We start from the raw sequence: 25,997 nt of genomic DNA, 5'->3' as shown, positions 1-25,997 counted from the left end.
CGAGCAGGCTCACTCCTACATTTGATTTGAGCTGGTTTTAGATTTTCAGCACCAACTTGCCAAAGTTCTCGCCGCTGAACAATTTCATCAGCGTCTCCGGGAACGTCTCCAGACCTTCTACGATATCTTCCTTGCTCTTGAGCTGCCCCTTGGTCATCCATCCGGCCATTTCCTGCGCCGCGCTGGCGTATTGCGCCGCGTAATCCATCACCACAAAACCTTCCATCCGCGCACGGTTAACCAGCAGCGACAGATAGTTGGCCGGCCCTTTGACCGCCTCTTTATTGTTGTACTGACTGATCGCGCCGCAAATGACAACGCGTGCTTTCAGATTCAAACGGCTCAGTACCGCATCGAGAATGTCACCGCCAACGTTATCGAAATACACGTCGACGCCTTTCGGGCATTCACGTTTGAGACCCGCGATCACGTCTTCGTTTTTGTAATCGATGGCGCCATCAAAGCCCAACTCGTCAATGAGGAATTTGCACTTGTCGGCACCGCCGGCAATGCCAACCACGCGGCAACCTTTGATCTTGGCGATCTGCCCGGCAATGCTGCCCACCGCGCCCGCTGCACCGGACAACACCACGGTGTCGCCAGCCTTGGGGGCGCCGACATCCAGCAGGGCGAAGTAGGCGGTCATGCCGGTCATGCCCAGCGCTGACAGGTACACCGGCAGCGGTGCCAGTTTCGGATCGACTTTGTAGAACCCTCTTGGCTCGCCGAGAAAGTAATCCTGCACGCCGATAGCACCGTTGACGTAGTCGCCGACGGCAAACCCTGGGTTGTTCGAGGCGATGACTTTGCCGACGCCCAGCGCGCGCATGACTTCGCCGATACCGACTGGCGGGATGTAGGATTTGCCTTCGTTCATCCAGCCACGCATGGCCGGGTCGAGGGACAGGTATTCGTTCTTGACCATAATCTGGTTCGCTGCCGGTTCGCCCAACGGTACTTCCTGATAGGTGAAAGTCTCGCGGTTGGCCGCTCCCACCGGGCGTTTGGCGAGCAGGAACTGGCGATTGGTCTGGTTGGTCATGGCAGGCACTCGAACGGAATGAAGCCTTGTTGATAGACCTTCGCCGGCATTGGCGCAAGGTTGGCTGATGCGGCGAATGCACGCCGATCCAGTGCAGTGATGATCACCGGGATGGTTTTATCACTGCGACGCATGGGTACATAAACAGCCATTGGATAGTGCTGACGCTCCTCATACCTCAATGGCTATGCTGCAAATCCCCTGCATCTATCCCTCCGAGGACACAACAATGAGCATGACGTTTTCCGGTGAAGTTGCCGTAGTCACTGGCGCGGCCAACGGTATTGGCCGTGCGACCGCGCAGGCGTTCGCCGCCGAAGGCCTGAAAGTGGTGGTCGCCGACCTGGACGCAGCAGGGGGCGAGGGCACGGTGGCGCTGATTCGTACAGCCGGCGGCGAAGCGACTTTCGTGCGCTGCAACGTTACCGTCGAAAGCGAAGTGAAGAATCTGATGGACGAGGTCATCAACACCTACGGCCGTCTCGACTACGCCTTCAACAATGCCGGCATCGAAATCGAGAAGGGCAAACTGGCTGAGGGCTCGATGGACGAGTTCGACGCGATCATGGGAGTCAACGTCAAAGGCGTCTGGCTGTGCATGAAGTATCAACTGCCGCTGTTGCTGGCGCAGGGCGGTGGGGCGATCGTCAATACCGCTTCGGTAGCAGGGCTTGGCGCAGCGCCGAAGATGAGCATTTACGCGGCGTCGAAGCACGCGGTGATCGGTTTGACCAAATCGGCAGCCATCGAATACGCGAAGAAAAAAATCCGCGTCAACGCGGTGTGTCCGGCGGTGATCGATACCGACATGTTCCGTCGTGCCTATGAGGCCGATCCGAAGAAGGGCGAGTTCGCCAACGCCATGCACCCGGTCGGCCGTATCGGCAAAGTCGAAGAAATCGCCAGCGCCGTGCTGTACCTGTGCAGCGACGGTGCGGCATTCACCACCGGCCACTCGCTGGCCGTGGATGGTGGTGTCACCGCATTCTGATCAGAACTCCGGAAAAACAGCCCGCATGCCTTGCGGGCTTTTTTGTGAATCACGGTCAGTTCCGTGAAGTCCCTTAAACAATGTGTATCAAACGGTTAGAACGGTCGCTTTTGGCGGCGTTGTCGCACAGCCTGTCCGGCGCGGCTGTGATTTACTGCCGCCAGCAAAACGGACAGGAGTTTGCTTGCTCATGGAATTGAGAATTGATCGACAGGCAATGGTGCCGGTCGTGCAGCAGATTGTTGACGGACTGACGGAGTGGATCCTGCAAAGTGGTGTGCCGCCGGCTACTCGTTTGCCTTCGGTTCGGCAAATTGCCCGAGGCAATCTGCTCAGCCAGTCGTGTGTGGTCGAGGCGTGTGAACGGCTGGTATCGCAGGGTGTTTTGAGCTCATGCCAAGGCACCGGGTTCATTGTCGCTGCCGCGCCAGCGATGCTGGGGGCAGAAGATGAACTGGCGCCCTTTGAGGGCCGTTATGCCTGGTGCGATGCAGTCTGCGAAGCCCCAGATGGCTTGAAACTGGGGGGCGGTGGTCTTCCGCAAAGCTGGCGCGAGCCTGACGACCTCAGCTATGCGCTGCGCGAAGTGGCTCGCACCGACATGGCCAGCCTGTTCAACTACAGCACGCCCTTGGGGCTTCCAGCACTGCGCGAGCAGATCGTCAAACGCCTCAGGCTGCTCAGTATCGAGGCCCGCAGTTCGCAGTTGTTGAGTACCTGCGGTGCCAGCCATGCGCTGGATCTGATCGTGCGCACTTTGTTCAAGGCCGGTGACTGCGTGGTGGTCGAAACCCCCGGGTATGCGCCGCTGTTCGACCTGCTGCGTCTGCATGGCGTGCGCATGCTTGAGGTGCGCCGCACCCCGACCGGGCCGGACATCGAAGCACTGGAGTGTTTGTTGCGACAGTTTCGGCCAAGTGCGGTGTTCATCAACAGTCATCATCACAACCCCACCGGCAGTTGCCTGTCGCCAAGTGTGGCGCAACGCATCCTGCAACTGAGCAAAGCCTACGATGTGCGTCTGATCGAAGACGATGTCTACGCGGACTTGCACACCGGTAACGGTACACGACTGGCGGCGCTGGATGATGAGGGGCGAGTCATCTATGTGGGCAGTTTTTCCAAGACCCTGAGCAGTTCGTTGCGGGTCGGGTTCGTCTTCGCCGACAGCGAAACTGTCAGGCGGCTGGCGCAGGTCAAGATGATCAGCGGCCTCGGCGCGTCGAGGTTTTCCGAGGCCGTGCTGGCCAGCCTGATGGGCTGTGGCGCTTACCGAAAACTGGTTCAGCGCCAGCGTCAACGTCTGAATGCCGACCGGGCTGCCGCATTGCAGGCGCTGGAGGATGCCGATTGGGAGGTTTTCGGCAAACCTGCAGGCGGGCTGTTCATCTGGGCACGTTCGCGCGTGACCGATCACTCTCGAATACTTCGGCAGGCGCAACGCTGCGGCGTGTTGCTGTCAGCGCCGGATGCGTTCAGTCCAAGTGGCGAGGCGGGCGACTGGTTGCGTATCAATGTCGCGTACGCCTGCGATCCGCGCGCCCGGCAGTTTTTCCGTAACACCGGTGCGGATCGACCTCAAGTGTTCTGAAAACGACGCGGGCGTAGCTTTTTGCCATTATTCCGACGCCAGAGACTTGTGCGGGTGGATGGCCGTTGCGACTCTTCGCTCTACTGACAATGGCAGGGGACTACGCGCAATGATTTCGGCCATGCAAGGACGTTTTGCCAACCTCGGTATGGCAAAAAAACTGGGTATCGGGTTTGTGCTGGTTTTGCTTTTGACCGCGCTGGTGGCGGCCATTGGCGTCTGGTCCCTGCAAACCATCAGTCAGCGCTTCGACGGGCTGAAACAGATGTCCTCGCTCAACAGTGGCTTGCTCAAAGTGCGCCTGCTCGAGCAGGAATATGCCTTGCGGGGCAATCCGAAGACGGCCGATGCCCTGCGTAAGGGCGTCGACGAACTGGTTGCTCTGGCTGATCAGCTCAAGGCGCAGTCGGTGGCCAATGTGCCGGTCATGAATGATGTGCAGCTGTCGCTTGGCGCTTATCGCAAGGCGTTCGACGAGTTTGTGTCGTTGACTCAGGCCAAGGACCTCGCGCTGGAAATGGCCAGTTGGTCGGTGTCCAGTGTGGCCAACAACCTTGATGTGTTGCAGGCAGGGCTAGCCGATGATGGCGCCTATACCTTGAAGGACACCGAGGGCAAGGACGGGGCGCAGTTCATCGAGCAGGCCAGTCAGGTCAACCAGGTTTCCCGATTGATGCTGCAGGCGATGAACGAAGCGCGGATTCGTCTGGATCAAAGCCGCAAGGGCGATCCTGACAGCGCCGGCAAGGGCAATATCGAACAAGCCGCGCAGGCTCAGACGCAAGCCGAAGAGCTGAAAACCACGGTCAAGGACGAGGGCTATTTGACCGTCCTCAATGAAGTGTCCGGGCATATCGCCGGTTTCAACGAAAAACTGGCTGAGTACACCGGATTGCTCGCTCAGGAAAAGACCGTCTACGAGCAATTGCACCAGCGTGCCGACCAAGTGGTCGCGCGGGTGAATCAGGCTTATGTCGCTGAAGACGGCGCGATGCAGGCGGAACTGAAGAAAAACTCGCTGCTGATCATCGGCTCATCGGCGCTGGCATTGCTGGTGGGATTACTCGCTGCGTGGCTGATCACCCGACTTATCGTCGCGCCATTGCGCAGCGTGATTCAGGTCGCGCAACAGATTGCCGCCGGCGACTTGAGTGCAACCGTGCAAGTGACCCGTCGTGACGAGATCGGCCAGTTGATGCTGGCGATGCAACAGATGGGGGCGGGGCTGAGCACGATCGTCAGCGGGTTGCAGGCGGGGATCGAGCAACTGGCCAGTTCGGCGCAATCGTTGTCGGCGGTCACCGAGCAGACCAACCTTGAGGTCAGCAGCCAGAAGGAAGAAACCGAGCAGGTCGCCACGGCGATGAACCAGATGACCGCCACCGTGCATGACGTTGCGCGCAACGCCGAAGAGGCGGCGCTGGCCGCGCAAACGGCGGACGACAAGGTCGAGAGTGGGCAGCAGGTGGTGCGCCAGAGCATGGTGCGGATCGAACAATTGGCCGACTCGGCGACGTCGGCCAGTTCCAGCATCGAAAGCCTCAGTGCGGAAATCCAGAACATCGGCACGGTACTGGGGGTGATCAAAAGCGTTGCCGAGCAGACCAACCTGTTGGCGTTGAATGCTGCGATCGAGGCGGCACGGGCCGGTGAGCAGGGCAGGGGCTTTGCGGTGGTGGCCGATGAGGTGCGTGCACTGGCTCGGCGCACGCAGCAGTCTACTGAGGAAATTGAACGGCTGGTCAGTGCGTTGCGTTCGGCAGCGCATGCTTCGGTGCAGCAGATTCAGAATAGCGGGGAGTTGGTGAAGCTGGCGGTCAGTGATGCGCTGCAGACCGAGAGTGCGCTGGGCAGTATTGCGGCGGCGGTGTCGTTGATTCAGCAGATGAATCAGCAGATTGCGGCGGCGGCCGAGGAGCAGAGTTCGGTGGCGGAGGAGATCAATCGCAGTGTGACGAGTATTCGCGCAAGTGCGGATCAGTCGTCGGTTGCGATGCGCGGGAATGCGGCTTCGAGTGTTGAGCTGGCGCAGTTGGGGAGTGAGTTGCGGGGGATGGTTGGGCATTTTCGGCTTTGACGCTTTGGGCTTGGCGGCCCATGGGCCGGCCAGGCTCTTGGGTTTTGGGGGGATATCCGTTGCTTCGGGTGTTGCTGATTAGGGTTCCGCCCTTACGGCGGGTCACTTTTGCAGACGCCCAAAAGTAACCAAAACGCTTTGCCCTGACGTTCGGCCCGCTCGCTAAAGCTCGGGGTTCCTTCGCTCCGGGATTCATCCGGGGGGCATCGCCTACGGTTTGCTTCGCTGCACCTCCTCTCGATGTGTTCGACTTCGTCGAACGGTCGCTGCGCTCCCACCCCCGGATCAATCCCTCCACTCAGCCTGCCGACGGGCCTTAAGATCAAGAGCTGCAGCCGAGCTAACGCTCATCCTGTTGAGTGGTGAGAAGCGGAAGCGGTTGTGAGGTGGGCGTTGTTTTTGCTTTTCTGTGGGAGTTAGCTTGCTCGCGAAGGCGGCCTGACAGCCGACCAATCCTCTATCGGATGTACTCAGTCCCAATGTAGGAGTGAGCCTGCTCGCGATAGCGGCCTGGCAGCCAACCCATCTCTGCCGGATGTACTCAAGCCCTGTGGGAGCGAGCCTGCTCGCGAAGGCGGCCTGACAGCCGACCAAGCTCTGTCAGATGTGCTCAATCCCATTGTAGGAGTGAGCCAGCTCGCGATCTCGGCCTGGCGGCCAACCCATCTCTGCCGGATGTACTCAAACCCTGTGGGAGCGAGCTTGCTCGCGAAAGCGGCCTGACAGCCGACCAATCTCTGTCAGATGTGCTCAATCCCATTGTAGGAGTGAGCCTGCTCGCGATCTCGGCCTGGCGGCCAACCCATCTCTGCCGGATGTACTCAAACTCTGTGGGAGCGAGCTTGCTCGCGAAAGCGGCCTGACAGCCGACCAATCTCTGCCGGATGTACTCAAACCCTGTGGGAGCGAGCCTGCTCGCGAAAGCGTTCTCACATTCACCGGGCGTCTATCGTGTTCACTCCCGCGAGCCCACAAAAAAGCCACCTCTCGGTGGCTTCTCTTTCAACTTCTGCAATCAGTCGTAAATCACTTTCTTTTTCCAGTCCGCATCGGCCTCGACATCTTTGAGGCCGGCAGTCAGTTGGTTCTCTTCACCTTCAACCGGTGCGATTTTGTCCATGACTTGGGCGTTGGCGCGGGCCAGCAGTTTTTCCAGGTATTGCAGTTGTTCTGCATACATCTGTGGATCCTGCTGTTTGCGCAGGTATTGCACGCCGCGTTCGAAGGCGAGGCGGGCCTGGCCGGGCTGGTTTTGTTGCAGGGACTGTTGGCCGAGGTTGTTGAAGAACTCGATGTGCAGTAGCACCAGAATGTGGCGGACTTCGCGAATCCAGTGTTTGGCTTCGTTAGGAGGCAGGAAGCCGTCGTGGGCGGCGCGGGTGATCTGGCCGTGGAGGGCTTCGAGCAGGAAGCGCACGTCTTTGGCTTTGGCTTCGGTCAGAATCGGCGACGGCGGGTTGTTGACCGGAATCGATTCGCCTTGGGCGACCAGGGCACTCAGTTCGGTGATGCGCGCTTTGGTGGTGGCGCTGGTTTTTTCCAGGTTCAGCAGGCGCTGGCAGACGTTCAATTCCAGGCGCGTCAGCAGCAGCTTGAGTGCCGGGGTCATGAACTGGCCCGGGAAGGTTTCGGTCAGTTCGCCGCAGCGGCGCAGGCGGTCGTTGAGTTCGACCTTGGTGCGGGCCTTCTCCAGTTTGTTGTTTTCCACCACATGGTTCATGTAGCCAATGGCGATCAGAATTGCGATCCCGGCTATGACAAGCAGGGTGATCATGAGTGGTGTCACCGGTAAGACCTCTTTATAGGGTTCGCATGCGAGTGTAGTGGCTGGGCATTTAACCGCCTAGCGCCGCTCGACTGGTTGGTTCGGCAGGTTCAATCTGTATCGGCCGCATGCTGCTTATATGAATGCTGGCGATGCATGTGCAGATTGCCATCACTGCGCGGTGGACTATAACGTCTTGGCGGGTGGCGGAATATAGGCGTCAATCGTCGGGCAACGGAAAAGCCCGATTGCTGCCGTAAAGCAGGTCGAAGTCATTGATTTAAATAAATTTATATCAAGGGGTTGACGACCTCTCAATCCATCCATAGAATGCGCGCCACTTGCAGCGTAAAGCACACAGCGAAGCGCGGCAGGGAGTGAATGTTGTAGTGTGTCCCCTTCGTCTAGTGGCCTAGGACACCGCCCTTTCACGGCGGTAACAGGGGTTCGAGTCCCCTAGGGGACGCCAATGCGGGAATAGCTCAGTTGGTAGAGCACGACCTTGCCAAGGTCGGGGTCGCGAGTTCGAGTCTCGTTTCCCGCTCCAATTTTAAACAGCACTGCTTTCGGGCGGGGCTGAGTGAAACCAGAACCAAGTCTTCGGAGGCGGATCTGGACACCGAAACACACACCATGTGTTCCGGGTAGCGTGTCCCCTTCGTCTAGTGGCCTAGGACACCGCCCTTTCACGGCGGTAACAGGGGTTCGAGTCCCCTAGGGGACGCCATTTGCGGGAATAGCTCAGTTGGTAGAGCACGACCTTGCCAAGGTCGGGGTCGCGAGTTCGAGTCTCGTTTCCCGCTCCAAATTCTAAAAACGCCGCTCAGTGAGCGGCGTTTTTATTGAGTGAAAGTTGTAGCCTGTGTCCCCTTCGTCTAGTGGCCTAGGACACCGCCCTTTCACGGCGGTAACAGGGGTTCGAGTCCCCTAGGGGACGCCATTGCGGGAATAGCTCAGTTGGTAGAGCACGACCTTGCCAAGGTCGGGGTCGCGAGTTCGAGTCTCGTTTCCCGCTCCATATTCACAAAAACGCCGCTCAACAGAGCGGCGTTTTTGTATGCGCGCGATTTGTGGCTGTACTGTCAGCGCTAAAGAAAAAGGCCCGCCGAAGTGATTCGGCGGGCCTTTTTGCGTTTTTGCGTCTGCTACCAGGACAGCATCAAGCGACCGGCAAACAGGATCAGCACCACGCCCATGGTGCGTTCAAACCAATGGCCCATGCGCATGAACAGCAGGCGTACTTTGCTGCTTGAGAAAAACAGCGCAACGATCACGAACCACAACGCGTTTACAAAGCACATCCACAAACCGTAGAACGCCTGGATTTGCAGAGGTGTTTCGGCGCTGATGATCGTGGTGAAAATGGCCAGGAAAAACAGTGTGGCTTTGGGGTTGGTCGCATTGGTCAGAAAACCGGTGCTGAAGGCTTTGAACAGCGTTTGCTCAACGACCGGTTCATCGCTGGTTTTCTCTCCTTCGATGGCAGACTTGGGTTTGCTGCGCAGCAGACTGACACCCAGATACAGGATGTAAGCACCGCCCACCACTTTGGCCACGGTCAACAACCACGGCGTGGTGTGCATCAGCGCACCGACGCCAAGCAACGTGTAGAGCACGTGTACGGAAATCCCCGCACCGATCCCCAGCGCCGTGCAGATCCCCACCAGTCGGCCGAAGCGTACGCTTTGACGAATCGTGACTGCGAAGTCCGGGCCGGGAGCAACCACGGCCAGAAAGTGAATGGTGGCCAGCGCCAGAAACTCGCCCAGATAATTCGAATACATCTCAGCTCCAGTAGGTCAGGGGTGAAGCATTGCCGCGATAGCCGACAAAAAAGGAAAGACTCAAACGCGGATCGGCCACGCCCGGGGTCACCGAGTGCATGCGCCGCGAATTGAACATGATGAAATCGCCGGGTTGCGGTCTCACTTCGAGGGCGGGAGGCCCGAGCCGCTCCGGTTCGATGCCGTAACTGTCGCCACGCATCTCGTCGAATTGGTCCGGGGTGATGTCGTCGTCCCACATTTGCAACGCGCCGCCCTCGGTCGGCATGTTCAGATAGACATTGCAGGCGAACTGCGCCTCCAGGCTGCGTGCCTGGAAGCTGTCCGGGGCATCCTTGGCGAAAATGTCGTGGTGGGCGAGGAAGCACACGCCCGGTTTCACCACTCGCGAAAGACCGACATACATTTTCCGGCCGTAAAGATTTTCCAGGTGCGCGCCGGCCGGCCAGGATTCGTCGAGCATGCAGCGCAAGGTATCGATGGGTGAGGAGTAGGGCGCACAGCGATTGCGCAGTTCAGCGATGTTGCTGGTCGCGCGTTCGAAGTAGTCCTCGATCAGCAGTGGCTGATTCTCCGCCTCGTAAAAGGCCATGCCGATACGGCCGATGCTCGGCGCATTGATGTAACCCTCGAAGCCTGGAGCGAGAATCTTGTCGCCAATCTGAATGGCCAGCGGCTCAGGCAAAAAGCCTTTGACGCGGATGGCGAGGACTTCTTCGTTGGCCAGTTTTTTTATGCACGTCTCATCGAGACGCTCGACGTCTAGCATCATGTTATTTAGGTCCATCTATCGATAGTCAACGGAACCGGCGAATGCGGTTCCCCGGCGACGGACGCTGCGTGAGGCAGCGTCCGAAATGCTCAATCCACGTTGTAGTGGACGGACAACGTGCCCTTCTTCTGCGAAAGGGCCGCGATCGTGACTGTGCCCAGATCCTTCAGGCTGCGTACATGGGTGCCGCCGCAGCCATAGGCGGGCAGGTCACCAAAACCGATTTCCCGCGCGCCTTCGCGCAGCGAGGTCAGGCGTGGCAGGTCGTGCTCGATCCACTGGCCAATGCCGTATTGAACGGTCTCTGCGTCGACTTCCTGCGCGGCATCGCCGGGTTTGAATTGCACCCGACCTTCGTCCGGCCAGTGGTGTGCCTTGATCGGCGTCCAGCCCAGTGCTTGCACGAAATGGCCGATCAGATGCCCGGCCGAATGCATGCGTGTGTTGAAGCGGCGACGCTCTTCGTCGATGCGGATGCAGGTCATGCCGAGCGCCACCGGCCGATCGACAAAATGAATGATCCGTTCCGGCTCCTGCACGACACGCAGTACCTGGCTCTCGCCGATCCAGCCGGTGTCACACGGCTGACCGCCACCTTGCGGATGAAACAATGTGGCGCGCAGCACCACGGCAAATTCGTTCTCTTGGGGCGTGCAGTCGAGGACTTCCACATTGGCCTTGAGGTCATCACTATGGAAAAAGAGGCGAAGCGTCATATTCCATGCCCTTATTAAAGTTTCTATTTTTATTATATGAATCGTGTAATAACGTGATAATCCGTTCAAACATCAAAGGACTTGTGCGCTGTGAGCATCAATCTACCGTTGCCACTGCTGGGTGAAATGGCGATTTTCGTCAAGGTGGTGGAAACCGGCAGCTTCTCTGAAGCCGCTCGCCAGTTAGGGTCTTCGCCGTCGGCAGTCAGTCGCAGTATTTCGCGCCTGGAAAAAGCCTTGGCCACACGACTGCTGCAGCGCACCACGCGCAAACTGCGTCTGAGTGACGGCGGCGAGGAGGTGTTCAAGCGCTGTCAGGAAATGGTCAGTGCAGCCAAGTCCGTCATGGAAATCAGCGGTCAGTTCACCCATGAAGCCGAAGGCCTGGTGCGGGTCAGCGTGCCGAAAGCGGTGGGGCGCTTTGTGATTCATCCGCATATGCCGGAATTTCTGCGGCGTTATCCCAAGGTCGATGTCGAGTTGCTGCTGGAAGATCGTCAGGTCGATTTGATCGACGATCATGTTGACCTGGCCATTCGCATCACAGATCGGCCACCGGCCGGGCTGGTCGGTCGACAACTACTGACCATCGACCATTTGCTCTGTGCGACGCCGCAGTATCTGGCCGAACATGGCGCACCGACTCACCCTCATGACTTGCTCAATCACAGCTGTATCTATCTGGGTGAAACCCCGAGCGACGCGCGCTGGAAATTCAAGAAAGGCAGCAAGGCTGTGACGGTGGGAGTGCGCGGACGCTATGCCGCCAACCACACTGGCGTGCGATTAGGCGCGGTGTTGCAGCACATCGGCATTGGCAGCCTGCCGTACTTCACCGCCCGCTATGCACTTGAGCAAAAGTTGATTGTGCAGGTTTTGCCTGACTGGACGTTCCTTGCGTCCTATCACGGCGGGCTGTGGTTGCTGCATTCGCCGACGCGGTATCTGCCGCCGAAGTTGCGGGTGTTTATCGATTTCCTGGTGGAGTGCCTGCAAAAGGAACCAACCCTGAGCAAACCGGGCAAGTCGGGCGAAGGGAGCAAAGTGTCGATGGAGTACGAATTGCCTGAAAGCGAAGGTCTGCTTTAACGCCCGCGCAAAGAAAAGGCCCGCAGGGATCACCATGCGGGCCTTTTCATTACCGGGCGAAAATCAGTGCTTGCTGTCTTGGGCAGACATCGCCAGCAGCTGCTTTTCCTGATTCCAGTCGAACGGTTCGTCGTTCTGTTCGGCTTCGTAGCGACGTTCTTCGAGGGCCTGATACATGTCGATCTCTTCATCGGACAGGTAGTGCAGGCAGTCGCCGGCGAAGAACCACAGCAAATCGCGCGGGATCAGGTGAGCGATTTGCGGATAACGGGTGATCACTTGAGTCAGGATGTCCTGGCCCAGGTATTGGCTTTCGATCGGATCGATCGGCAGCGATGCCAGCAGTTCGTCGAAGCGCTCCAGGAACAAGGCATGGCTTTCTTCGGGAACCTGTTCGGCCTCACCTACGGCGACCAGAATACTGCGCAGGTGGTCGAGCAAAACAAGATGGTCGGCAACGACGTTGGACACGAGATAAGTCCTCAAGAGCAAAACGGGCGCGGGAGTATAAAGCCCCTGCGCCCTCTTGGACATGCTTGTCAGGATCAGCGGACTTTGCCCTCGGCCTGTTTCAGTTCTTCTTTGTCGAAATCATCGACATCGATCACCTTGCGTCGCGCCGCTTCGGCATCACGCAGACTCTGTGCTTCCACCGGTTGCAACACACCTGCCTCAAGCGCGGCATCGATGGCGTGTTCGCCCGCCACCGGTTTGACCTGACCGCTTTTCAGCGAAGTGTGCAGTTTTTTGTGCAGCGGCTGCGCAGCATTCAGCAGATCGCTGGCGTGTTGCAAAGCACCCACTGCATCGTCTGCCGACTGCGGGCGATAGCAACCGGCAAGCAGTTCTTCCAGCGCCGGATCGCCCTTGGCGCGACCAATGACGCCAGCCACTTCGGCCCCGAGTTTGTCCGACGGGCCTTTGTGACGACGGCCAAACGGGAAGACGACGACGCGCAGCAGGCAGCCGAACACCTTGTTGGGGAAATTGCGCAGCAACTCATCCATGGCCCGTTCCGCTTGGCCAAGGCTTTCTTCCATCGCCCATCTGAACAAAGGGTCCATGTAGGCCGGCGAATCCAGATCGTGATAACGCTTGAGTGCGGCAGAGGCCAGATACAGGTTGCTCAACACATCCCCCAAGCGGGCCGACAGGCGTTCGCGACGTTTCAGTTCGCCGCCCAGCAACATCATGCTGAAGTCCGCGAGCATGGCGAACGCCGCTGCCTGACGGTTGAGTGCGCGGAAGTAACCCTGACTGATCTTGTCGCCCGGGGCGTGTTCGAAGTGGCCGAAGCCGAGGTTCAGCACCAGCGTGCTGGCCGCATTGCTCACGGCGAAACCGATGTGTTTGAGCAGCAGACCATCGAATTCTTTCAGCGCCTGATCCTTGTCTTCACGACCGGCCAGAGCCATTTCCTTGAGAACGAACGGATGGCAGCGAATCGCACCCTGACCGAAGATCATCAGGTTACGCGACAGGATGTTCGCACCTTCCACGGTGATGAAGATCGGTGCACCGTTCCAGCTGCGCCCGAGGTAGTTGTTCGGGCCCATGATGATGGCCTTGCCGCCGTGTACATCCATGGCGTGGCTGATGCATTCGCGACCGCGTTCGGTCAGGTGATACTTGAGGATCGCCGACAACACCGAGGGTTTTTCGCCGAGGTCCACCGCGTTGGCAGTGAGCATCCGCGCCGCGTCCATCATCCACGCGTTACCGCCGATACGTGCCATCGCTTCCTGAATGCCCTCGAATGCCGACAACGGCACGTTGAACTGTTCACGAATCTGCGCGTACTGGCCGGTGACCAGGCTGGTGAATTTAGCCGCGCCGGTTCCGACTGCCGGCAACGAGATTGAACGGCCTACCGACAGGCAGTTCATCAGCATCATCCAGCCCTTGCCGAGCATTTCCTGACCGCCGATGAGGAAGTCCAGCGGGATGAACACGTCCTTGCCGGAGTTCGGTCCGTTCATGAATGCCGCGCCCAGCGGCAGGTGACGACGGCCGATTTCCACGCCAGCGGTATCGGTCGGGATCAGCGCGAGACTGATGCCGAGGTCTTCTTTGTCACCGAGCAGATGCTCCGGGTCGTAGGCCTTGAAGGCGAGGCCGAGCAGGGTGGCCACGGGGCCGAGGGTGATGTAGCGCTTCTCCCAGTTCAGGCGCAGGCCAATGACTTCCTGACCTTCCCATTGGCCTTTGCAGATGATCCCGGTGTCGGGCATTGCGCCGGCATCGGAGCCGGCGAGCGGGCCGGTGAGGGCGAAACAGGGAATGTCATCGCCGCGAGCCAGCCGTGGCAAGTAGTGATTGCGTTGTTCGTCGGTGCCGTAATGCAGCAGCAGTTCGGCTGGGCCGAGGGAGTTGGGCACCATCACGGTGGAAGCGAGGTCGCCACTGCGGGTGGCGAGTTTCATCGCCACTTGCGAGTGGGCGTAGGCCGAGAAGCCTTTACCGCCAAATTCTTTCGGAATGATCAGGGCAAAAAAGCCGTGTTCCTTGATGTGCGCCCAGGCTTCGGCCGGCAGGTCCATCGACTGGCCGATCTGCCAGTCAGTGACCATCGCGCAAAGCTCTTCGGTCGGACCGTCGATGAACGCTTGCTCTTCTTCGCTCAGTTGCGCCTTGGGATAGGCCAGCAATTTGTCCCAGTCCGGACGACCGCTGAACAGCTCGCCATCCCACCACACGGTGCCGGCATCGATCGCGTCGCGTTCGGTTTGCGACATGGGTGGCAGGGTTTTCTGGAACCAGTTGAACAGCGGCGCGGTGAAGTGCTTACGGCGCAGGTCGGGCAGCAGCAACGGTGCAGCGACCACCGCCAGCAAGACCCAGAACACCAGCAACAACCAGCCCGACGCGTGGCTGAAAATCCCCATCGCCAACAGGTAGACCGCAACGATGCCCAATGCAGGCAGAGGGGAAATACGCCGGTGGGCGAGATACGCCACGCCAACGATCAAAACCAGTATCCACAACAACAGCATATTCAGTCCTCCGTGAACCAAGGCAAATCGACCCTCCAGAGCTTAGACGGCATCTGTAAAACCGGGTGGTCAGACCAAGGTGATTGAAATCGTGGGAAACCCCGGATGGTTTTCGTAGGTTCGGTGGGCAACGCGTGTGGGAAATCGTTCGACGATCCCGCGTCTTTGCGTCCAAGTTTGGCCGAAACGTCGTTATCTCTGTGCTGAAGCTGTCGCTAGACTCGGGACTCACCCAGGAGATTGTCGTCATGCGCGAGTATCTGAGTCCCGGCCGCTTCATCGATAGTGACCACCCGGCGGTGGTGGAGTTCGCCGAACAGCATCGGGGCGCCAGCCGCGATCCGCTCGCGCAGGCGATCAGTCTTTATTACGCCGTGCGTGAGGCGGTGCGCTACAACCCCTACACCTTCAGCCGTGATCCACAGACCTTGCGCGGCAGTTATGCATTGGCGACGGGGGAGAGTTATTGCGTACCAAAAGCCACGCTGCTGGCAGGTTGCGCACGGCATTGCGGAATCGCGGCGCGGATCGGGCTGGCCGACGTGAAAAATCACCTGTCGACCCCGCGTCTGCTCGAGTTATTGAAAAGCGACATGTTCGCCATGCACGGCTACACCGAGTTATTTCTCAATGATCGCTGGGTCAAGGCCACGCCGGCGTTCAACCAGAAGCTCTGCGAGCTGTTCAACGTCGCGCCGCTGGAGTTCGATGGCGTCAACGACAGCGTTTTCCACCCGTTCAACCGCGACGGTGCACAGTTGATGGAGTACTTGGTCGATCACGGCCAATTCGCCGATGTGCCGGAAACGTTCTTCTTCGAACATCTGCAAAAGTGCTATCCGCACCTGTTCACTGATCTGCAGCCGCAACTGCTGGGCGATATGCAGAGTGATTTGAGCCGCTCCTGATCCGGCGTATGCTGCCTGCCCACTCATTTGAAAAGAGGCGGTCATGCTGAAGATCTGGGGACGGAAAAACTCATCGAATGTCAGGAAACCATTGTGGGCCGCCGAGGAACTCGGTCTGGCTTACGAGGCGATCGATGCCGGTGGCGCGTTTGGCGTAGTCGACACACCTGAATACCGGGCGATGAACCCGAACGGACGGGTGCCGGTGATCGAAGACGACGGTTTTGTGCTGTGGGAATCCAACGCCATCGTTCGCTATCTGCTGGCCAGGCATGCGCCCGACAGCAACTGGTATTCGGCCGATCCGCAAGCTCGCGCCATCGCCGACAAATGGATGGACTGGACCACGTCGAGTTTTGCCGGTCACTTCCGCACGGTGTTCTGGGGCGTGTTGCGCACGCCGGCGGACAAGCAGGACTGGGCCGCGATCAACGCCGCGATCAAGGAATGCAATGGGCTGCTGAGCATGGCCGACAATGCCTTGGCCAGTCAGCCTTATCTTTCCGGAAAAGACATCGGCATGGGTGATATCCCGCTCGGCAGTTTCATTTATGCCTGGTTCGAGATGCCCATCGAGCGTGCGCCGCAACCGAATCTGCAGGCCTGGTACGAGCGCTTGAAGCAGCGTCCGGCCTACCGGAAAGCCGTCATGACCGCGTTGACTTAATACCTACTATCGACACACTTGACTGTACTTGTGCGGCGGCGGCAAGCACCATTGCGCACTTGCGCTGCGGTTCGATCTTTCGCCGCCTTCTCCTTTTTTCCTTCAATGGTGCGTAAATCAGATATGAGTTCCGCTCTGTCCATCCGGCAGCTAACCAAAACCTACGGCAACGGGTTCCAGGCCTTGAGTGGTATCGATCTGGACGTTGCCGAAGGTGACTTTTTCGCCTTGCTCGGCCCCAACGGTGCCGGCAAATCCACGACCATCGGCATTCTCTCGACGCTGGTCAACAAGACCAGCGGCACGGTGAATATCTTCGGCCATGACCTGGACAAGAATCCTGCGCAGCTCAAGCGCTCGATCGGCGTGGTGCCGCAGGAATTCAACTTCAACCAGTTTGAAAAGACCTTCGACATCGTCGTCACTCAGGCCGGTTACTACGGCATTCCGGCGAAAGTTGCCAAGGAACGTGCCGAGCAATATCTGACCCAGCTCGGCCTGTGGGACAAGCGCGATGTGCCGTCGCGTTCGTTGTCCGGCGGCATGAAGCGGCGACTGATGATTGCCCGTGCGCTGGTGCACGAACCGCGTCTGCTGATCCTCGACGAGCCGACCGCAGGCGTCGATATCGAGCTGCGCCGTTCTATGTGGACGTTCCTCACCGAACTGAACCAGAAAGGCATCACCATCATCCTCACCACGCACTATCTGGAAGAGGCTGAGCAGTTGTGCCGCAACATCGGCATCATCGACCACGGCACCATCGTCGAAAACACCAGCATGAAACAATTGCTCGGCCAGTTGCACGTGGAAACCTTCTTGCTGGACCTGAAAAACGACTTGAGCGTCGCGCCGCAACTGCTCGGTTATCCAGCCCGGTTGATTGACAGCCATACCCTGGAAGTCCAGGTCGACAAATCCATGGGCATCACGGCGTTGTTCACCCAGTTGGCGCAGCAGAACATCGAAGTATTGAGCCTGCGCAACAAAACCAATCGCCTTGAGGAGCTGTTCGTGTCCCTGGTGGAAAAAAATCTGTCGAAGGTGGCGGTATGAGTTCCGAATTCCGTCCCAACCTCGTCGCCCTGCAGACCATTGTTTACCGCGAGGTCAAACGCTTCACGCGGATCTGGCCGCAAACGCTGCTGCCGCCGGCAATCACCATGGTTCTGTACTTCGTGATCTTCGGCAACCTGATCGGCCGGCAGATCGGCGACATGGGTGGCTTCACTTACATGGAGTACATCGTGCCGGGGCTGATCATGATGTCGGTGATCACCAACTCCTATGGCAACGTGGTCTCGAGCTTCTTCGGCAGCAAGTTCCAGCGCTCCATAGAGGAGCTGATGGTGTCGCCGGTGTCGCCGCATACGATCCTGATCGGCTTCACCATCGGTGGTGTGTTGCGTGGTCTGATGGTGGGTGTGATCGTGACGCTCCTGTCGCTGTTCTTCACCGATTTGCAGGTGCATCACCTCGGTGTGACCATTCTGGTCGTGGTGCTGACGGCGACGATTTTCTCGCTGCTGGGCTTCATCAACGCCGTGTTTGCGCGCAACTTCGATGATATTTCGATCATCCCGACGTTCGTGCTGACGCCGCTGACCTATCTGGGCGGGGTGTTTTACTCGATTACCCTGCTGCCGCCGTTCTGGCAGACCGTTTCGTTGGCCAACCCGGTGCTGCACATGGTCAACGCCTTCCGTTACGGCATTCTCGGTGTGTCGGATATCAAGATCGGCATCGCGATCACCTTTATGCTCGTGGCGACGGTGGTGTTGTATCTCGGTTGTGCGCGGTTGCTGGTAAGTGGGCGCGGGATGCGTACTTGACTTAGGACCGAGTCGACTGCTCGCAAATGCAGGCGCCACAAATCAAAACGGCCTCCCACTGCGGAGGCCGTTTTGCATTCAGCGCATTCGGTTTTTCTTGCGCCGCGCCCATTGCCGCGCCACCCACCAGCGCCAATACATCATCACAATGAAGTAGGCGAGGGCGCCGAGCACCAATCCCACCACTACCGAGCCGAGCAAGAACGGCTGCCACAACGTCGACAACTCGCCGCTGATCCATTCCCAGGTCAGCTCATCCGGCAGATGCCGTGCAGGCACATCCATCAACCACGCACCCGCCTGATAAGTGCAGAAGAACACCGCCGGCATGGTGATCGGATTGGTCAGCCAGACCAGGCTGACGGCAATCGGCATGTTGCCCCGCACGGTGATCGCCAGCGCGGCCGCGACCAGCATCTGCGCCGGAATTGGCAGGAATGCGGCAAACAAACCGACCGCCATCGCCCGCGCGACCGAGTGACGATTGAGGTGCCAGAGGTTCGGGTCATGCAGCAACTTGCCGAGAAAGCGTAAGGATTTGTGTTCCCTGATGCTCGTCGGGTCGGGCATGTAACGTTTGAATAAGCGCCGGGGCATAAGGCTTCTCGGTCGGTTAAGGCGGCAAGTATGTCTGGATTCTACGAAGCGCCCATTCAGACTTTGTGACAATTGTTGACGACGGACGTGCCCGACACCCGCTATGCCTAAGTGCAGGACTCTCAAGGACGGGCTTATGCGCACAGGGATGATGGCGCTTGCGGTCGGTCTGCTGGCCCCGGTTTTTATGCCGGCATTACCGCCGGTCTGGTTGATGCTGTTGTTGCCGGTCGTGGCTTTGATGCTGCTGCCGTTTCGCAGTTATCCATTGGCGTTTTTGCTGTTTGGCTTCACGTGGACCAGTGTCGGCGCGCAGTGGGCGCTGAATGATCGTTTACCGAACGGGCTGGATGGAGAAACCCGGTGGGTTGAAGGGCGGGTCGTCGGTTTGCCGCAGAACAGCGACGGCGTGGTGCGCTTCGAATTGGCCGATGCGCACTCGCGTCACGAAAAATTGCCGGCGCTGATGCGACTCGCCTGGTACGCCGGGCCGCCGGTCAACAGTGGCGAGCGCTGGCGCTTGGCGGTCAAGCTCAAGCGTCCCGGTGGTTTACGCAACCCCGAGGCTTTCGATTATGAGGCCTGGCTGTTGGCGCAACGTATTGGAGCGACCGGTACGATCAAGGACGGCCAGCGATTGAGCGAAGCACGCTGGGCCTGGCGTGACGGTATTCGCCAGCGTTTGCTGAGCGTGGATGCGCAAGGGCGAAACGGCGCACTGGCGGCGCTGGTGCTGGGCGATGGCTCGGGGCTCAGTCGCGAGGACTGGCAGATTCTGCAGAACACCGGCACCGTTCACTTGCTGGTGATTTCCGGTCAGCACATCGGTTTGCTGGCGGCGGTGATGTATGGGCTGGTCGCAGGGTTGGCGCGATTTGGCCTGTGGCCATTGCGTTGGCCGTGGCTGCCATGGGCCTGTGGGCTGGCGTTCGCGGCGGGGTTTGGTTATGGCCTGCTCGCCGGGTTCGATGTGCCGGTGCAGCGGGCCTGCGTGATGGTCGCGCTGGTGCTGTTATGGCGTCTGCGCTTTCGCCATCTCGGGGCATGGTGGCCGCTGCTGCTGGCGTTCAATGGTGTGTTGCTGCTGGATCCGCTCGCCAGCTTGCGTCCGGGTTTGTGGCTCTCCTTTGCGGCAGTGTCCGTGCTGATTTTTACTTTTGGCGGTCGCTTGGGGGCGTGGCGCTGGTGGCAGACCTGGACGCGGGCGCAATGGCTGATTGCGATCGGTTTGTGCCCGATGTTGCTGGCATTGAACCTGCCGATCAGTCTCAGCGGGCCGCTGGCTAATCTGCTTGCAGTGCCTTGGGTCAGTCTTGTCGTGCTGCCGCCGGCGTTGCTCGGGACGCTGTTGTTGCCGGTTCCGTATGTCGGCGCAGGGCTGCTGTGGCTGGCGGGTGGTCTGATCGACGGGTTGTTTCGCACGCTGGCGATAATGGCCGGGCATTGGCCTGCATGGATCGCACCCTCGATACCCGTCTGGGTCTTGGTTGCTGGCAGCCTCGGCGCGGTGTTGTTGCTATTGCCGCGCGGCGTGCCAATGCGCCCGCTGGGCTGGCCATTGCTGTTGCTGCTGGTGGTGCCGCCACGCGAACGCCTGGATGCGGGATTGGCCGACATCTGGCAACTGGATGTCGGCCAAGGCCTGGCCATCCTGATCCGCACCCGGCATCACATGTTGCTCTATGACGCTGGGCCGCGCTTCGGTGATTTCGATCTCGGCGAGCGGGTGGTGCTGCCCGCGTTGCGCAAACTGAGAGTGGAAAAACTCGATCTGATGCTGCTCAGCCATGCGGATGCCGATCACGCGGGTGGCGCTCTGGCGATCAACCGTGGTTTGACCGTCGATCAAGTAATCAGCGGCGACCCGGCGGGACTGCCTGCGCAACTGAGCGCCGAAGCCTGCGAAAGCGGCCGGCAATGGCAGTGGGACGGGGTCGCTTTTCAACTCTGGCAGTGGCCGGACGCCCGCGACAGCAATCAGCGCTCCTGCGTCTTGCAAATCGAGGCCAATGGCGAGCGCCTGTTGCTGACCGGCGACATCGACACCCACGCCGAACGCGCGCTGCTCGACAGTCCATTGGCTGTGCCGACGCAATGGCTGCAATCACCCCATCACGGTAGCCGAAGTTCATCGTCAATGGCGCTGCTCAGGGTGTTGCAACCAGAGGCCGTGCTGATTTCCCGTGGGCAGGGCAATTCCTTCGGCCATCCGCATCCGACCGTGCTGGCGCGTTATCGCAAACTGGGCCTGCGCATTTACGACAGCGCCGAGGAGGGCGCCATTCATCTGCAACTGGGCCGCTTCAAAGCGCCGTGGACGATGCGTCAACAGCGGCGTTTCTGGCGCGATCCGCCGGCGCTTGTCCGTTGAACGGTGCCAGCATGGATGCCACATCACGGTCGTCGGGGCGGCGGGTCTTAATCGTCAATCGGTATGGTAAAGTGGCGCACTTTTTCGAGGGGACTGTCACTGTGTGGGAATTGGTCAAATCCGGCGGCTGGATGATGTTGCCGATCATTCTGAGCTCCATCGCGGCCATGGCGATCGTCGCCGAACGCCTGTGGACCCTGCGCGCCAGTCGCGTCACCCCCGAGCATCTGCTGGGCCAGGTCTGGGTCTGGATCAAGGACAAACAGCTCAATAAAGAAAAACTCAAGGAATTGCGCGCCAATTCGCCGCTGGGGGAAATCCTCGCCGCCGGCCTGGCTAACTCCAAGCATGGTCGCGAGATCATGAAAGAGTGCATTGAAGAGGCCGCCGCGCGGGTCATTCACGAACTCGAGCGCTACGTTAACGCGCTGGGCACCATCGCTGCGATGTCGCCGTTGCTCGGCCTGCTGGGCACCGTGTTAGGCATGATCGACATTTTCAGCGCCTTCACTGGCTCAGGCATGACCACCAACGCCTCGGTATTGGCCGGTGGTATCTCCAAAGCGCTGATCACCACGGCGGCGGGCCTGATGGTCGGTATTCCAGCGGTATTCTTCCACCGGTTCCTGCAACGCCGCATCGATGAACTGGTGGTGGGCATGGAACAGGAAGCGATCAAGCTGGTTGAAGTGGTGCAGGGCGACCGTGACGTCGATCTGGCCGAGGGCCGCGCGTGAAATTCCGTCGCAAGCCTCGGGAAACCATCGATATCAACCTCGCGTCGCTGATCGACGTGGTGTTCATCTTGCTGCTGTTTTTCGTCGTGACCACCACGTTTACCCGCGAAACCCAGTTGCGTGTCGATCTGCCGGAAGCGGTCAGCGGTTCGCCGGCCGAAGACCAGCAGCTCAAACAGATCGACGTGGCCATCAGCGCTGAGGGCGTGTTTTCGGTGAACAACAAGATTCTGCCGAAGAACGATCTGGCGACCCTGATGGAAGCCATGCAGAAAGAGTCCAACGGCGATACCAATATGCCGTTGTCGATCAGCGCCGACGGCAAGACTCAACACCAATCCGTGATCACCGCCATGGACGCGGCCGGCAAGCTCGGTTTCAGCCATCTGCGCATGACCACGGTCGAGGCGGCGCCCAAATCCTGATGAGCCTGTCCGATCGTTTGCTCGCTGCGTGGTATCAGGGGCACCCGGCCCTGACGCTGCTGCGGCCGCTGGAAATGCTCTATCGCCGCGTGGTGGTCGGTAAACGCCAGCGCTTTCTCGACGGTGAAGGCGAGATCTATCAGCCTCCGGTGCCGTTGATTGTGGTGGGTAACATCACCGTCGGCGGTACCGGCAAGACACCGATGATCCTCTGGTTGATCGAACACTGCCGGCGCAGCGGTTTGCGCGTCGGTGTGGTCAGTCGTGGTTATGGCGCCAAGCCGCCACAATTGCCCTGGCGCGTTGAGGCCGATCAAACCGCCGACATTGCCGGTGACGAACCGCTGCTGATCGTGCAGCGCACTGGCGTGCCGCTGATGATCGATCCCGATCGCAGCGCGGCCGTCAAAGCCTTGCTCGCCAGTGAACCGCTCGATCTGATCCTCTCCGATGACGGCATGCAGCATTATCGTCTGGCGCGTGATCTGGAACTGGTGCTGATCGACGCCGCTCGTGGCCTCGGCAACAAGCGTTGCCTGCCCGCCGGGCCTTTGCGCGAGCCGATCGAACGCCTGCAAAGCGTCGACGGTGTGCTGTTCAACGGTGCCACCGAAGATCGCGACGACGGTTTCGCTTTCCATCTGCAACCCACCGCGCTGGTCAATCTGCACAGCGGCGAGCGTAAACCGCTCGATCATTTTCCGGCGGGCCAGGCTGTGCACGCGGTCGCCGGCATCGGCAATCCGCAACGTTTCTTCAATACCCTCGAAGCGCTAGACTGGCGGGCAGTCCCCCATGCGTTTGCCGACCACGCCGAATACAGCGTGCAGGCGTTGAATTTCACACCGTCATTGCCGTTGGTGATGACCGAAAAAGACGCGGTGAAATGCCGCTCTTTTGCTGCTGCCGACTGGTGGTATCTGGCCGTAGATGCCGTGCCGTCGCCGGCCTTCGTGGCCTGGTTTGACACGCAGCTGATGCGCCTGTTGCCCGATCGGCTTTTGCCTTAACTCTTTACTCAGGGAATGTTCATGGACACCAAATTGCTCGATATCCTCGCGTGCCCGATCTGCAAAGGCCCGCTCAAGCTCAGCGCCGACAAGACCGAGTTGATCAGCAAGGGCGCCGGTCTGGCGTACCCGATCCGCGACGGCATCCCGGTGATGCTCGAAAGCGAAGCCCGCACCCTGACCACCGATGAGCGTCTGGATAAATGACCACTGCCTTCACCGTTGTCATCCCGTCGCGTTTCGCCTCGACCCGCTTGCCGGGCAAGCCGCTGCTGGACATCGCCGGCAAGCCGATGATCCAGCACGTCTGGGAGCAGGCGAGCAAAAGCAGCGCGTCCCGCGTCGTGGTCGCGACTGACGATGCGCGCATCGTCGAGGCTTGCAAGGCCTTTGGCGCCGAAGTGGTGCTGACCCGTGAAGACCATAATTCCGGCACTGATCGTCTGGCTGAAGTCGCGGCAAAACTGGGCCTTGAGCCTGACGCGATTGTGGTCAACGTGCAGGGTGACGAGCCGCTGATTCCGCCTAGCGTGATCGATCAGGTCGCCGCCAACCTCGCTGCCCACACCGAAGCGCGCATGGCCACGCTGGCCGAGCCGATCGAGGACGTGGAAACCCTGTTCAATCCGAACGTGGTCAAGGTCGTCAGCGACCTCAACGGTCTGGCGCTGACCTTCAGCCGCGCGACCCTGCCGTGGGCACGCGACGCGTTCGCCAAGAGCCGCGCGCAATTGCCTGAAGGCGTGCCGTACCGTCGTCACATTGGCATCTATGCCTACCGTGCCGGTTTCCTTCAGGACTTCGTGAGCTGGGGGCCGTGCTGGCTGGAAAACACCGAATCCCTCGAGCAGCTGCGTGCGCTCTGGCACGGCGTGCGGATTCATGTCGCCGACGCGCTGATCGCGCCACCGACCGGTGTCGACACCGTTGAAGACCTTGAGCGCGTTCGTCGCCTGCTGGGGGCCTGATGCGCGTTTTGTTTGTGTGCCTGGGCAACATTTGCCGTTCGCCCACGGCCGAAGGCGTGTTGCGCTATAAATTGCGTGAAGCAGGGCTGGCGGATCAAGTTGAAGTGGCCTCCGCCGGCACGGGTGACTGGCACGTCGGCAACCCGCCGGACAAACGCAGTCAGGCAGCGGCCAAAGTGCGCGGTTATGACTTGTCGGCACAACGTGCGCAGCAAGTCAGCCGCGCCGATTTCGCCAGTTACGACCTGATCCTGGCGATGGACAACAGCAACCTGCGCAACCTCAAGGCGCTGCAACCGTCCACCGGCAAGGCTGAACTGGATCTGTTCCTGCGCCGTTATGCCGGCTTGGTCGATGAAGTGCCGGATCCGTACTACGACGGCGATCAGGGTTTCGAGCAGGTGCTGGATCTGATCGAAGCGGCCTGTGACCAATTGTTGATCGAAGTGAAGGGCCGGTTATGAGTTTGCAGGTGCAACCGCAGGTTTCTTTGAAACCGTTCAACAGTTTCGGCGTCGATGTGCGTGCGCAACTGTTCGCCGAAGCCCATAGCGATGCCGATGTTCGTGAAGCGCTGGCGTATGCCACTGCTCACGAAGTGCCGTTGCTGGTGATTGGTGGTGGCAGCAACTTGCTGCTGACCGCTGATATTCCGGCGCTGGTGCTGCGCATGGCAACGCGCGGGATCCGCGTGATCAATGATGACGGCAACCGCGTGGTGATTGAGGCTGAAGCGGGCGAGCCGTGGCATCCGTTTGTCCAGCACACGCTGGCGCTGGGCTTTTCCGGTCTGGAAAACCTCAGCCTGATTCCCGGCACTGTCGGCGCTGCGCCGATGCAGAACATTGGCGCTTATGGCGTCGAGATCAAGGATGTGTTTGCTGGCCTCACCGCGCTGGATCGTCAGACCGGCGAGCTGCACGATTTCACGCTCGAAGAATGCAACTTCGCCTACCGCGACAGTCTGTTCAAGCAGCAGCCGGGGCGTTGGTTGATTCTGCGCGTGCGCTTCAAGCTCGATCGCGTCGCGCATCTGCATCTGGAATACGGCCCGGTGCGTCAGCGCCTGACCGAGCAAGGTATCGAGCAGCCGACGCCTGCCGACGTCAGCCGCGCGATTTGCAGCATCCGCAGTGAAAAACTGCCGGACCCGGCCGTGCTCGGCAATGCCGGCAGCTTCTTCAAGAATCCGCTGGTGTCGGCGGCCATCGTCGCGCAGATCAAAGCGCAGCACCCGGATGTGGTGGCCTACGCGCAAGCGGACGGGCAAATGAAACTGGCCGCCGGCTGGTTGATCGAGCGCGCGGGCTGGAAGGGTTTCCGGGAGGCTGATGCCGGCGTGCATAAGTTGCAGGCGCTGGTACTGGTCAACTACGGCGCGGCAACCGGCCTGCAACTGCTCGACCTCGCGCAACGCATCCAGAAAGATATTGCCGAACGTTTCCATGTCGACCTGGAGATGGAGCCCAATCGGTATTGAAGCAGCGGCGAGCTTCAAGCTTCTAGCGGCAAGCTACAATCTTGTGCGTGAGCCAGCTACTGCTTTTACTTGCAGCTTGTAGCTAAAAGCTCGTCACTGAAAAAGCCCTGTCTCAGCAGGGCTTTTTAGTTAATGTTGGGTTAACTTAGCGAGCTAACGATAACCGTCATTTGCTCCACCAA

At 59.5% G+C, this 25,997-nt stretch carries 25 protein-coding genes, 6 tRNA genes and 1 pseudogene; 23 read left to right on the top strand and 9 right to left on the bottom strand.

Features of this window, described 5'->3' with window-relative positions; translation table 11 throughout:
* Positions 1-37: 37 nt before the first annotated feature.
* Together U6037_RS21320 and U6037_RS21315 are read right to left on the bottom strand one after the other, a co-directional pair.
* Positions 38-1,042, bottom strand: a complete 1,005-nt coding sequence (locus tag U6037_RS21320; RefSeq protein WP_322844436.1) for an NADP-dependent oxidoreductase — start codon at positions 1,040-1,042, stop codon at positions 38-40.
* The gene (locus U6037_RS21315) at positions 1,039-1,194 is read right to left on the bottom strand and encodes a hypothetical protein (RefSeq protein ID WP_322844435.1); all 156 of its coding nucleotides are present in this window, start codon (positions 1,192-1,194) and stop codon (positions 1,039-1,041) included. Before U6037_RS21315 ends, U6037_RS21320 begins: the two co-directional genes overlap by 4 nt.
* 77 nt (positions 1,195-1,271) lie before the next feature.
* On the opposite strand from U6037_RS21315, the gene U6037_RS21310 reads away from it, so the two are divergent.
* The 4 genes and pseudogenes from U6037_RS21310 (at position 1,272) to U6037_RS29510 (ending at position 5,701) form a co-directional block, all read left to right on the top strand.
* Positions 1,272-2,033, top strand: a complete 762-nt coding sequence (locus U6037_RS21310) for an SDR family oxidoreductase (RefSeq protein ID WP_322844434.1) — start codon at positions 1,272-1,274, stop codon at positions 2,031-2,033.
* A 190-nt stretch (positions 2,034-2,223) separates the two neighbouring features.
* Positions 2,224-3,624: a PLP-dependent aminotransferase family protein gene (locus U6037_RS21305; RefSeq protein ID WP_322844433.1), complete on the top strand. Its 1,401-nt coding sequence runs from the start codon at positions 2,224-2,226 to the stop codon at positions 3,622-3,624.
* Positions 3,548-4,792: pseudogene (locus tag U6037_RS29515) on the top strand (HAMP domain-containing protein); the annotation flags it as partial. The gene U6037_RS21305 and the pseudogene U6037_RS29515, both read left to right, overlap by 77 nt.
* Before the next feature lie 27 nt (positions 4,793-4,819).
* Positions 4,820-5,701: a methyl-accepting chemotaxis protein gene (locus tag U6037_RS29510; RefSeq protein ID WP_416221728.1), complete on the top strand. Its 882-nt coding sequence runs from the start codon at positions 4,820-4,822 to the stop codon at positions 5,699-5,701.
* Positions 5,702-6,716: 1,015 nt separating this feature from the next.
* On the opposite strand, the gene U6037_RS21295 is transcribed toward U6037_RS29510, so the two are convergent.
* Positions 6,717-7,475: a hypothetical protein gene (locus U6037_RS21295; protein WP_174245077.1), complete on the bottom strand. Its 759-nt coding sequence runs from the start codon at positions 7,473-7,475 to the stop codon at positions 6,717-6,719.
* 384 nt (positions 7,476-7,859) lie between these two features.
* Between U6037_RS21295 and U6037_RS21290 the strand changes: the two genes are divergently transcribed.
* From U6037_RS21290 to U6037_RS21265, 6 genes are all read left to right on the top strand, one after another.
* Positions 7,860-7,935, top strand: a tRNA-Glu gene (locus U6037_RS21290).
* Positions 7,936-7,937: 2 nt separating this feature from the next.
* Positions 7,938-8,013: transfer RNA gene (locus U6037_RS21285), tRNA-Gly, on the top strand.
* Positions 8,014-8,117: 104 nt separating this feature from the next.
* A tRNA-Glu gene (locus U6037_RS21280) sits at positions 8,118-8,193 on the top strand.
* A gap of 3 nt (positions 8,194-8,196) precedes the next feature.
* Positions 8,197-8,272, top strand: a tRNA-Gly gene (locus tag U6037_RS21275).
* Between the two features lie 58 nt (positions 8,273-8,330).
* Positions 8,331-8,406 (top strand) — tRNA-Glu (locus U6037_RS21270).
* 2 nt (positions 8,407-8,408) lie between these two features.
* Positions 8,409-8,484 (top strand) — tRNA-Gly (locus U6037_RS21265).
* 127 nt (positions 8,485-8,611) lie between these two features.
* Here the strand turns inward: U6037_RS21265 and U6037_RS21260 are convergent.
* From U6037_RS21260 to U6037_RS21250, 3 genes are all read right to left on the bottom strand, one after another.
* A complete protein-coding gene (locus U6037_RS21260) occupies positions 8,612-9,250 on the bottom strand; it encodes a LysE family translocator (protein WP_322844431.1) in 639 nt (212 codons plus the stop codon).
* Between the two features lies 1 nt (position 9,251).
* Positions 9,252-10,022 carry a 2OG-Fe(II) oxygenase gene (locus tag U6037_RS21255; RefSeq protein WP_242205899.1) on the bottom strand — a complete coding sequence of 257 codons (771 nt, stop codon included), beginning with the start codon at positions 10,020-10,022 and terminating at the stop codon, positions 9,252-9,254.
* Between the two features lie 89 nt (positions 10,023-10,111).
* Positions 10,112-10,738 (bottom strand): alanyl-tRNA editing protein, encoded by a 627-nt coding sequence (locus U6037_RS21250; protein ID WP_322844430.1) that lies wholly within the window; start codon positions 10,736-10,738, stop codon positions 10,112-10,114.
* A gap of 90 nt (positions 10,739-10,828) precedes the next feature.
* Between U6037_RS21250 and U6037_RS21245 the strand changes: the two genes are divergently transcribed.
* Entirely contained in the window at positions 10,829-11,827 is a 999-nt protein-coding gene (locus U6037_RS21245) for a LysR family transcriptional regulator (protein ID WP_322844429.1), read from the top strand.
* 63 nt (positions 11,828-11,890) lie between these two features.
* Here the strand turns inward: U6037_RS21245 and U6037_RS21240 are convergent, their stop codons facing one another.
* Together U6037_RS21240 and U6037_RS21235 are read right to left on the bottom strand one after the other, a co-directional pair.
* Positions 11,891-12,298: a PA2817 family protein gene (locus tag U6037_RS21240; protein ID WP_008087850.1), complete on the bottom strand. Its 408-nt coding sequence runs from the start codon at positions 12,296-12,298 to the stop codon at positions 11,891-11,893.
* Between the two features lie 74 nt (positions 12,299-12,372).
* The gene (locus tag U6037_RS21235; protein ID WP_322844428.1) at positions 12,373-14,820 is read right to left on the bottom strand and encodes an acyl-CoA dehydrogenase; all 2,448 of its coding nucleotides are present in this window, start codon (positions 14,818-14,820) and stop codon (positions 12,373-12,375) included.
* A gap of 248 nt (positions 14,821-15,068) precedes the next feature.
* Here U6037_RS21235 and U6037_RS21230 point away from each other — a divergent pair, with 248 nt between their 5' ends.
* The 4 genes from U6037_RS21230 (at position 15,069) to U6037_RS21215 (ending at position 18,227) form a co-directional block, all read left to right on the top strand.
* Positions 15,069-15,728 carry a transglutaminase family protein gene (locus U6037_RS21230; RefSeq protein ID WP_322844427.1) on the top strand — a complete coding sequence of 220 codons (660 nt, stop codon included), beginning with the start codon at positions 15,069-15,071 and terminating at the stop codon, positions 15,726-15,728.
* A gap of 43 nt (positions 15,729-15,771) precedes the next feature.
* Complete coding sequence (locus tag U6037_RS21225) at positions 15,772-16,395, top strand: glutathione S-transferase (protein WP_322844426.1); 624 nt, start codon at positions 15,772-15,774, stop codon at positions 16,393-16,395.
* A 123-nt stretch (positions 16,396-16,518) separates the two neighbouring features.
* Positions 16,519-17,451 (top strand): ABC transporter ATP-binding protein, encoded by a 933-nt coding sequence (locus U6037_RS21220; RefSeq protein WP_158829190.1) that lies wholly within the window; start codon positions 16,519-16,521, stop codon positions 17,449-17,451.
* Positions 17,448-18,227 (top strand): ABC transporter permease, encoded by a 780-nt coding sequence (locus U6037_RS21215; protein WP_322844425.1) that lies wholly within the window; start codon positions 17,448-17,450, stop codon positions 18,225-18,227. Before U6037_RS21220 ends, U6037_RS21215 begins: the two co-directional genes overlap by 4 nt.
* 78 nt (positions 18,228-18,305) lie before the next feature.
* Here U6037_RS21215 and U6037_RS21210 read toward each other — a convergent pair whose 3' ends face one another.
* On the bottom strand, positions 18,306-18,824 hold the full coding sequence (locus tag U6037_RS21210; protein ID WP_322844424.1) for a DUF2062 domain-containing protein: 519 nt from the start codon (positions 18,822-18,824) through the stop codon (positions 18,306-18,308).
* Between the two features lie 136 nt (positions 18,825-18,960).
* Between U6037_RS21210 and U6037_RS21205 the strand changes: the two genes are divergently transcribed.
* The 8 genes from U6037_RS21205 to murB all read left to right on the top strand — a co-directional run bounded on the left by U6037_RS21205 (position 18,961) and on the right by murB (position 25,815).
* A complete protein-coding gene (locus U6037_RS21205; RefSeq protein WP_322844423.1) occupies positions 18,961-21,195 on the top strand; it encodes a DNA internalization-related competence protein ComEC/Rec2 in 2,235 nt (744 codons plus the stop codon).
* Positions 21,196-21,296: 101 nt separating this feature from the next.
* The gene (locus tag U6037_RS21200) at positions 21,297-21,932 is read left to right on the top strand and encodes a MotA/TolQ/ExbB proton channel family protein (RefSeq protein ID WP_007908216.1); all 636 of its coding nucleotides are present in this window, start codon (positions 21,297-21,299) and stop codon (positions 21,930-21,932) included.
* Positions 21,929-22,357, top strand: a complete 429-nt coding sequence (locus U6037_RS21195) for an ExbD/TolR family protein (RefSeq protein WP_007908223.1) — start codon at positions 21,929-21,931, stop codon at positions 22,355-22,357. Before U6037_RS21200 ends, U6037_RS21195 begins: the two co-directional genes overlap by 4 nt.
* Entirely contained in the window at positions 22,357-23,367 is a 1,011-nt protein-coding gene (gene lpxK, locus U6037_RS21190; protein ID WP_322844422.1) for a tetraacyldisaccharide 4'-kinase, read from the top strand. Before U6037_RS21195 ends, lpxK begins: the two co-directional genes overlap by 1 nt.
* A gap of 21 nt (positions 23,368-23,388) precedes the next feature.
* Complete coding sequence (locus U6037_RS21185) at positions 23,389-23,574, top strand: Trm112 family protein (protein ID WP_003174668.1); 186 nt, start codon at positions 23,389-23,391, stop codon at positions 23,572-23,574.
* Entirely contained in the window at positions 23,571-24,335 is a 765-nt protein-coding gene (kdsB, locus tag U6037_RS21180) for a 3-deoxy-manno-octulosonate cytidylyltransferase (RefSeq protein WP_322844421.1), read from the top strand. The genes U6037_RS21185 and kdsB overlap by 4 nt, the downstream gene beginning before the upstream one ends.
* On the top strand, positions 24,335-24,799 hold the full coding sequence (locus tag U6037_RS21175; RefSeq protein ID WP_064391519.1) for a low molecular weight protein-tyrosine-phosphatase: 465 nt from the start codon (positions 24,335-24,337) through the stop codon (positions 24,797-24,799). The genes kdsB and U6037_RS21175 overlap by 1 nt, the downstream gene beginning before the upstream one ends.
* Positions 24,796-25,815, top strand: coding sequence for a UDP-N-acetylmuramate dehydrogenase (gene murB / locus U6037_RS21170; RefSeq protein WP_322844420.1), 1,020 nt, complete (start codon positions 24,796-24,798; stop codon positions 25,813-25,815). The genes U6037_RS21175 and murB overlap by 4 nt, the downstream gene beginning before the upstream one ends.
* Positions 25,816-25,997 lie beyond the last annotated feature (182 nt).

The sequence above is a fragment of the Pseudomonas sp. B33.4 genome (assembly GCF_034555375.1).
Classification (GTDB): Bacteria; Pseudomonadota; Gammaproteobacteria; order Pseudomonadales; family Pseudomonadaceae; genus Aquipseudomonas.
The sequence above is the reverse complement of the archived record's forward strand: the minus strand, read 5'-3'. Positions and strand labels throughout refer to the sequence as shown.

Bases quoted from the DNA above. Each gene is read 5' to 3' on its own strand.
- U6037_RS21320 (WP_322844436.1), bottom strand. From the start codon at position 1,042: ATGACCAACCAGACCAATCGCCAGTTCCTGCTCGCCAAACGCCCGGTG.
- U6037_RS21315 (WP_322844435.1), bottom strand. From the start codon at position 1,194: ATGGCTGTTTATGTACCCATGCGTCGCAGTGATAAAACCATCCCGGTG.
- U6037_RS21310 (WP_322844434.1), top strand. From the start codon at position 1,272: ATGAGCATGACGTTTTCCGGTGAAGTTGCCGTAGTCACTGGCGCGGCC.
- U6037_RS21305 (WP_322844433.1), top strand. From the start codon at position 2,224: ATGGAATTGAGAATTGATCGACAGGCAATGGTGCCGGTCGTGCAGCAG.
- U6037_RS29510 (WP_416221728.1), top strand. From the start codon at position 4,820: ATGCTGGCGATGCAACAGATGGGGGCGGGGCTGAGCACGATCGTCAGC.
- U6037_RS21295 (WP_174245077.1), bottom strand. From the start codon at position 7,475: ATGATCACCCTGCTTGTCATAGCCGGGATCGCAATTCTGATCGCCATT.
- U6037_RS21260 (WP_322844431.1), bottom strand. From the start codon at position 9,250: ATGTATTCGAATTATCTGGGCGAGTTTCTGGCGCTGGCCACCATTCAC.
- U6037_RS21255 (WP_242205899.1), bottom strand. From the start codon at position 10,022: ATGATGCTAGACGTCGAGCGTCTCGATGAGACGTGCATAAAAAAACTG.
- U6037_RS21250 (WP_322844430.1), bottom strand. From the start codon at position 10,738: ATGACGCTTCGCCTCTTTTTCCATAGTGATGACCTCAAGGCCAATGTG.
- U6037_RS21235 (WP_322844428.1), bottom strand. From the start codon at position 14,820: ATGCTGTTGTTGTGGATACTGGTTTTGATCGTTGGCGTGGCGTATCTC.
- U6037_RS21230 (WP_322844427.1), top strand. From the start codon at position 15,069: ATGCGCGAGTATCTGAGTCCCGGCCGCTTCATCGATAGTGACCACCCG.
- U6037_RS21225 (WP_322844426.1), top strand. From the start codon at position 15,772: ATGCTGAAGATCTGGGGACGGAAAAACTCATCGAATGTCAGGAAACCA.
- U6037_RS21220 (WP_158829190.1), top strand. From the start codon at position 16,519: ATGAGTTCCGCTCTGTCCATCCGGCAGCTAACCAAAACCTACGGCAAC.
- U6037_RS21215 (WP_322844425.1), top strand. From the start codon at position 17,448: ATGAGTTCCGAATTCCGTCCCAACCTCGTCGCCCTGCAGACCATTGTT.
- U6037_RS21210 (WP_322844424.1), bottom strand. From the start codon at position 18,824: ATGCCCCGGCGCTTATTCAAACGTTACATGCCCGACCCGACGAGCATC.
- U6037_RS21205 (WP_322844423.1), top strand. From the start codon at position 18,961: ATGCGCACAGGGATGATGGCGCTTGCGGTCGGTCTGCTGGCCCCGGTT.
- lpxK (WP_322844422.1), top strand. From the start codon at position 22,357: ATGAGCCTGTCCGATCGTTTGCTCGCTGCGTGGTATCAGGGGCACCCG.
- U6037_RS21185 (WP_003174668.1), top strand. From the start codon at position 23,389: ATGGACACCAAATTGCTCGATATCCTCGCGTGCCCGATCTGCAAAGGC.
- kdsB (WP_322844421.1), top strand. From the start codon at position 23,571: ATGACCACTGCCTTCACCGTTGTCATCCCGTCGCGTTTCGCCTCGACC.
- U6037_RS21175 (WP_064391519.1), top strand. From the start codon at position 24,335: ATGCGCGTTTTGTTTGTGTGCCTGGGCAACATTTGCCGTTCGCCCACG.
- murB (WP_322844420.1), top strand. From the start codon at position 24,796: ATGAGTTTGCAGGTGCAACCGCAGGTTTCTTTGAAACCGTTCAACAGT.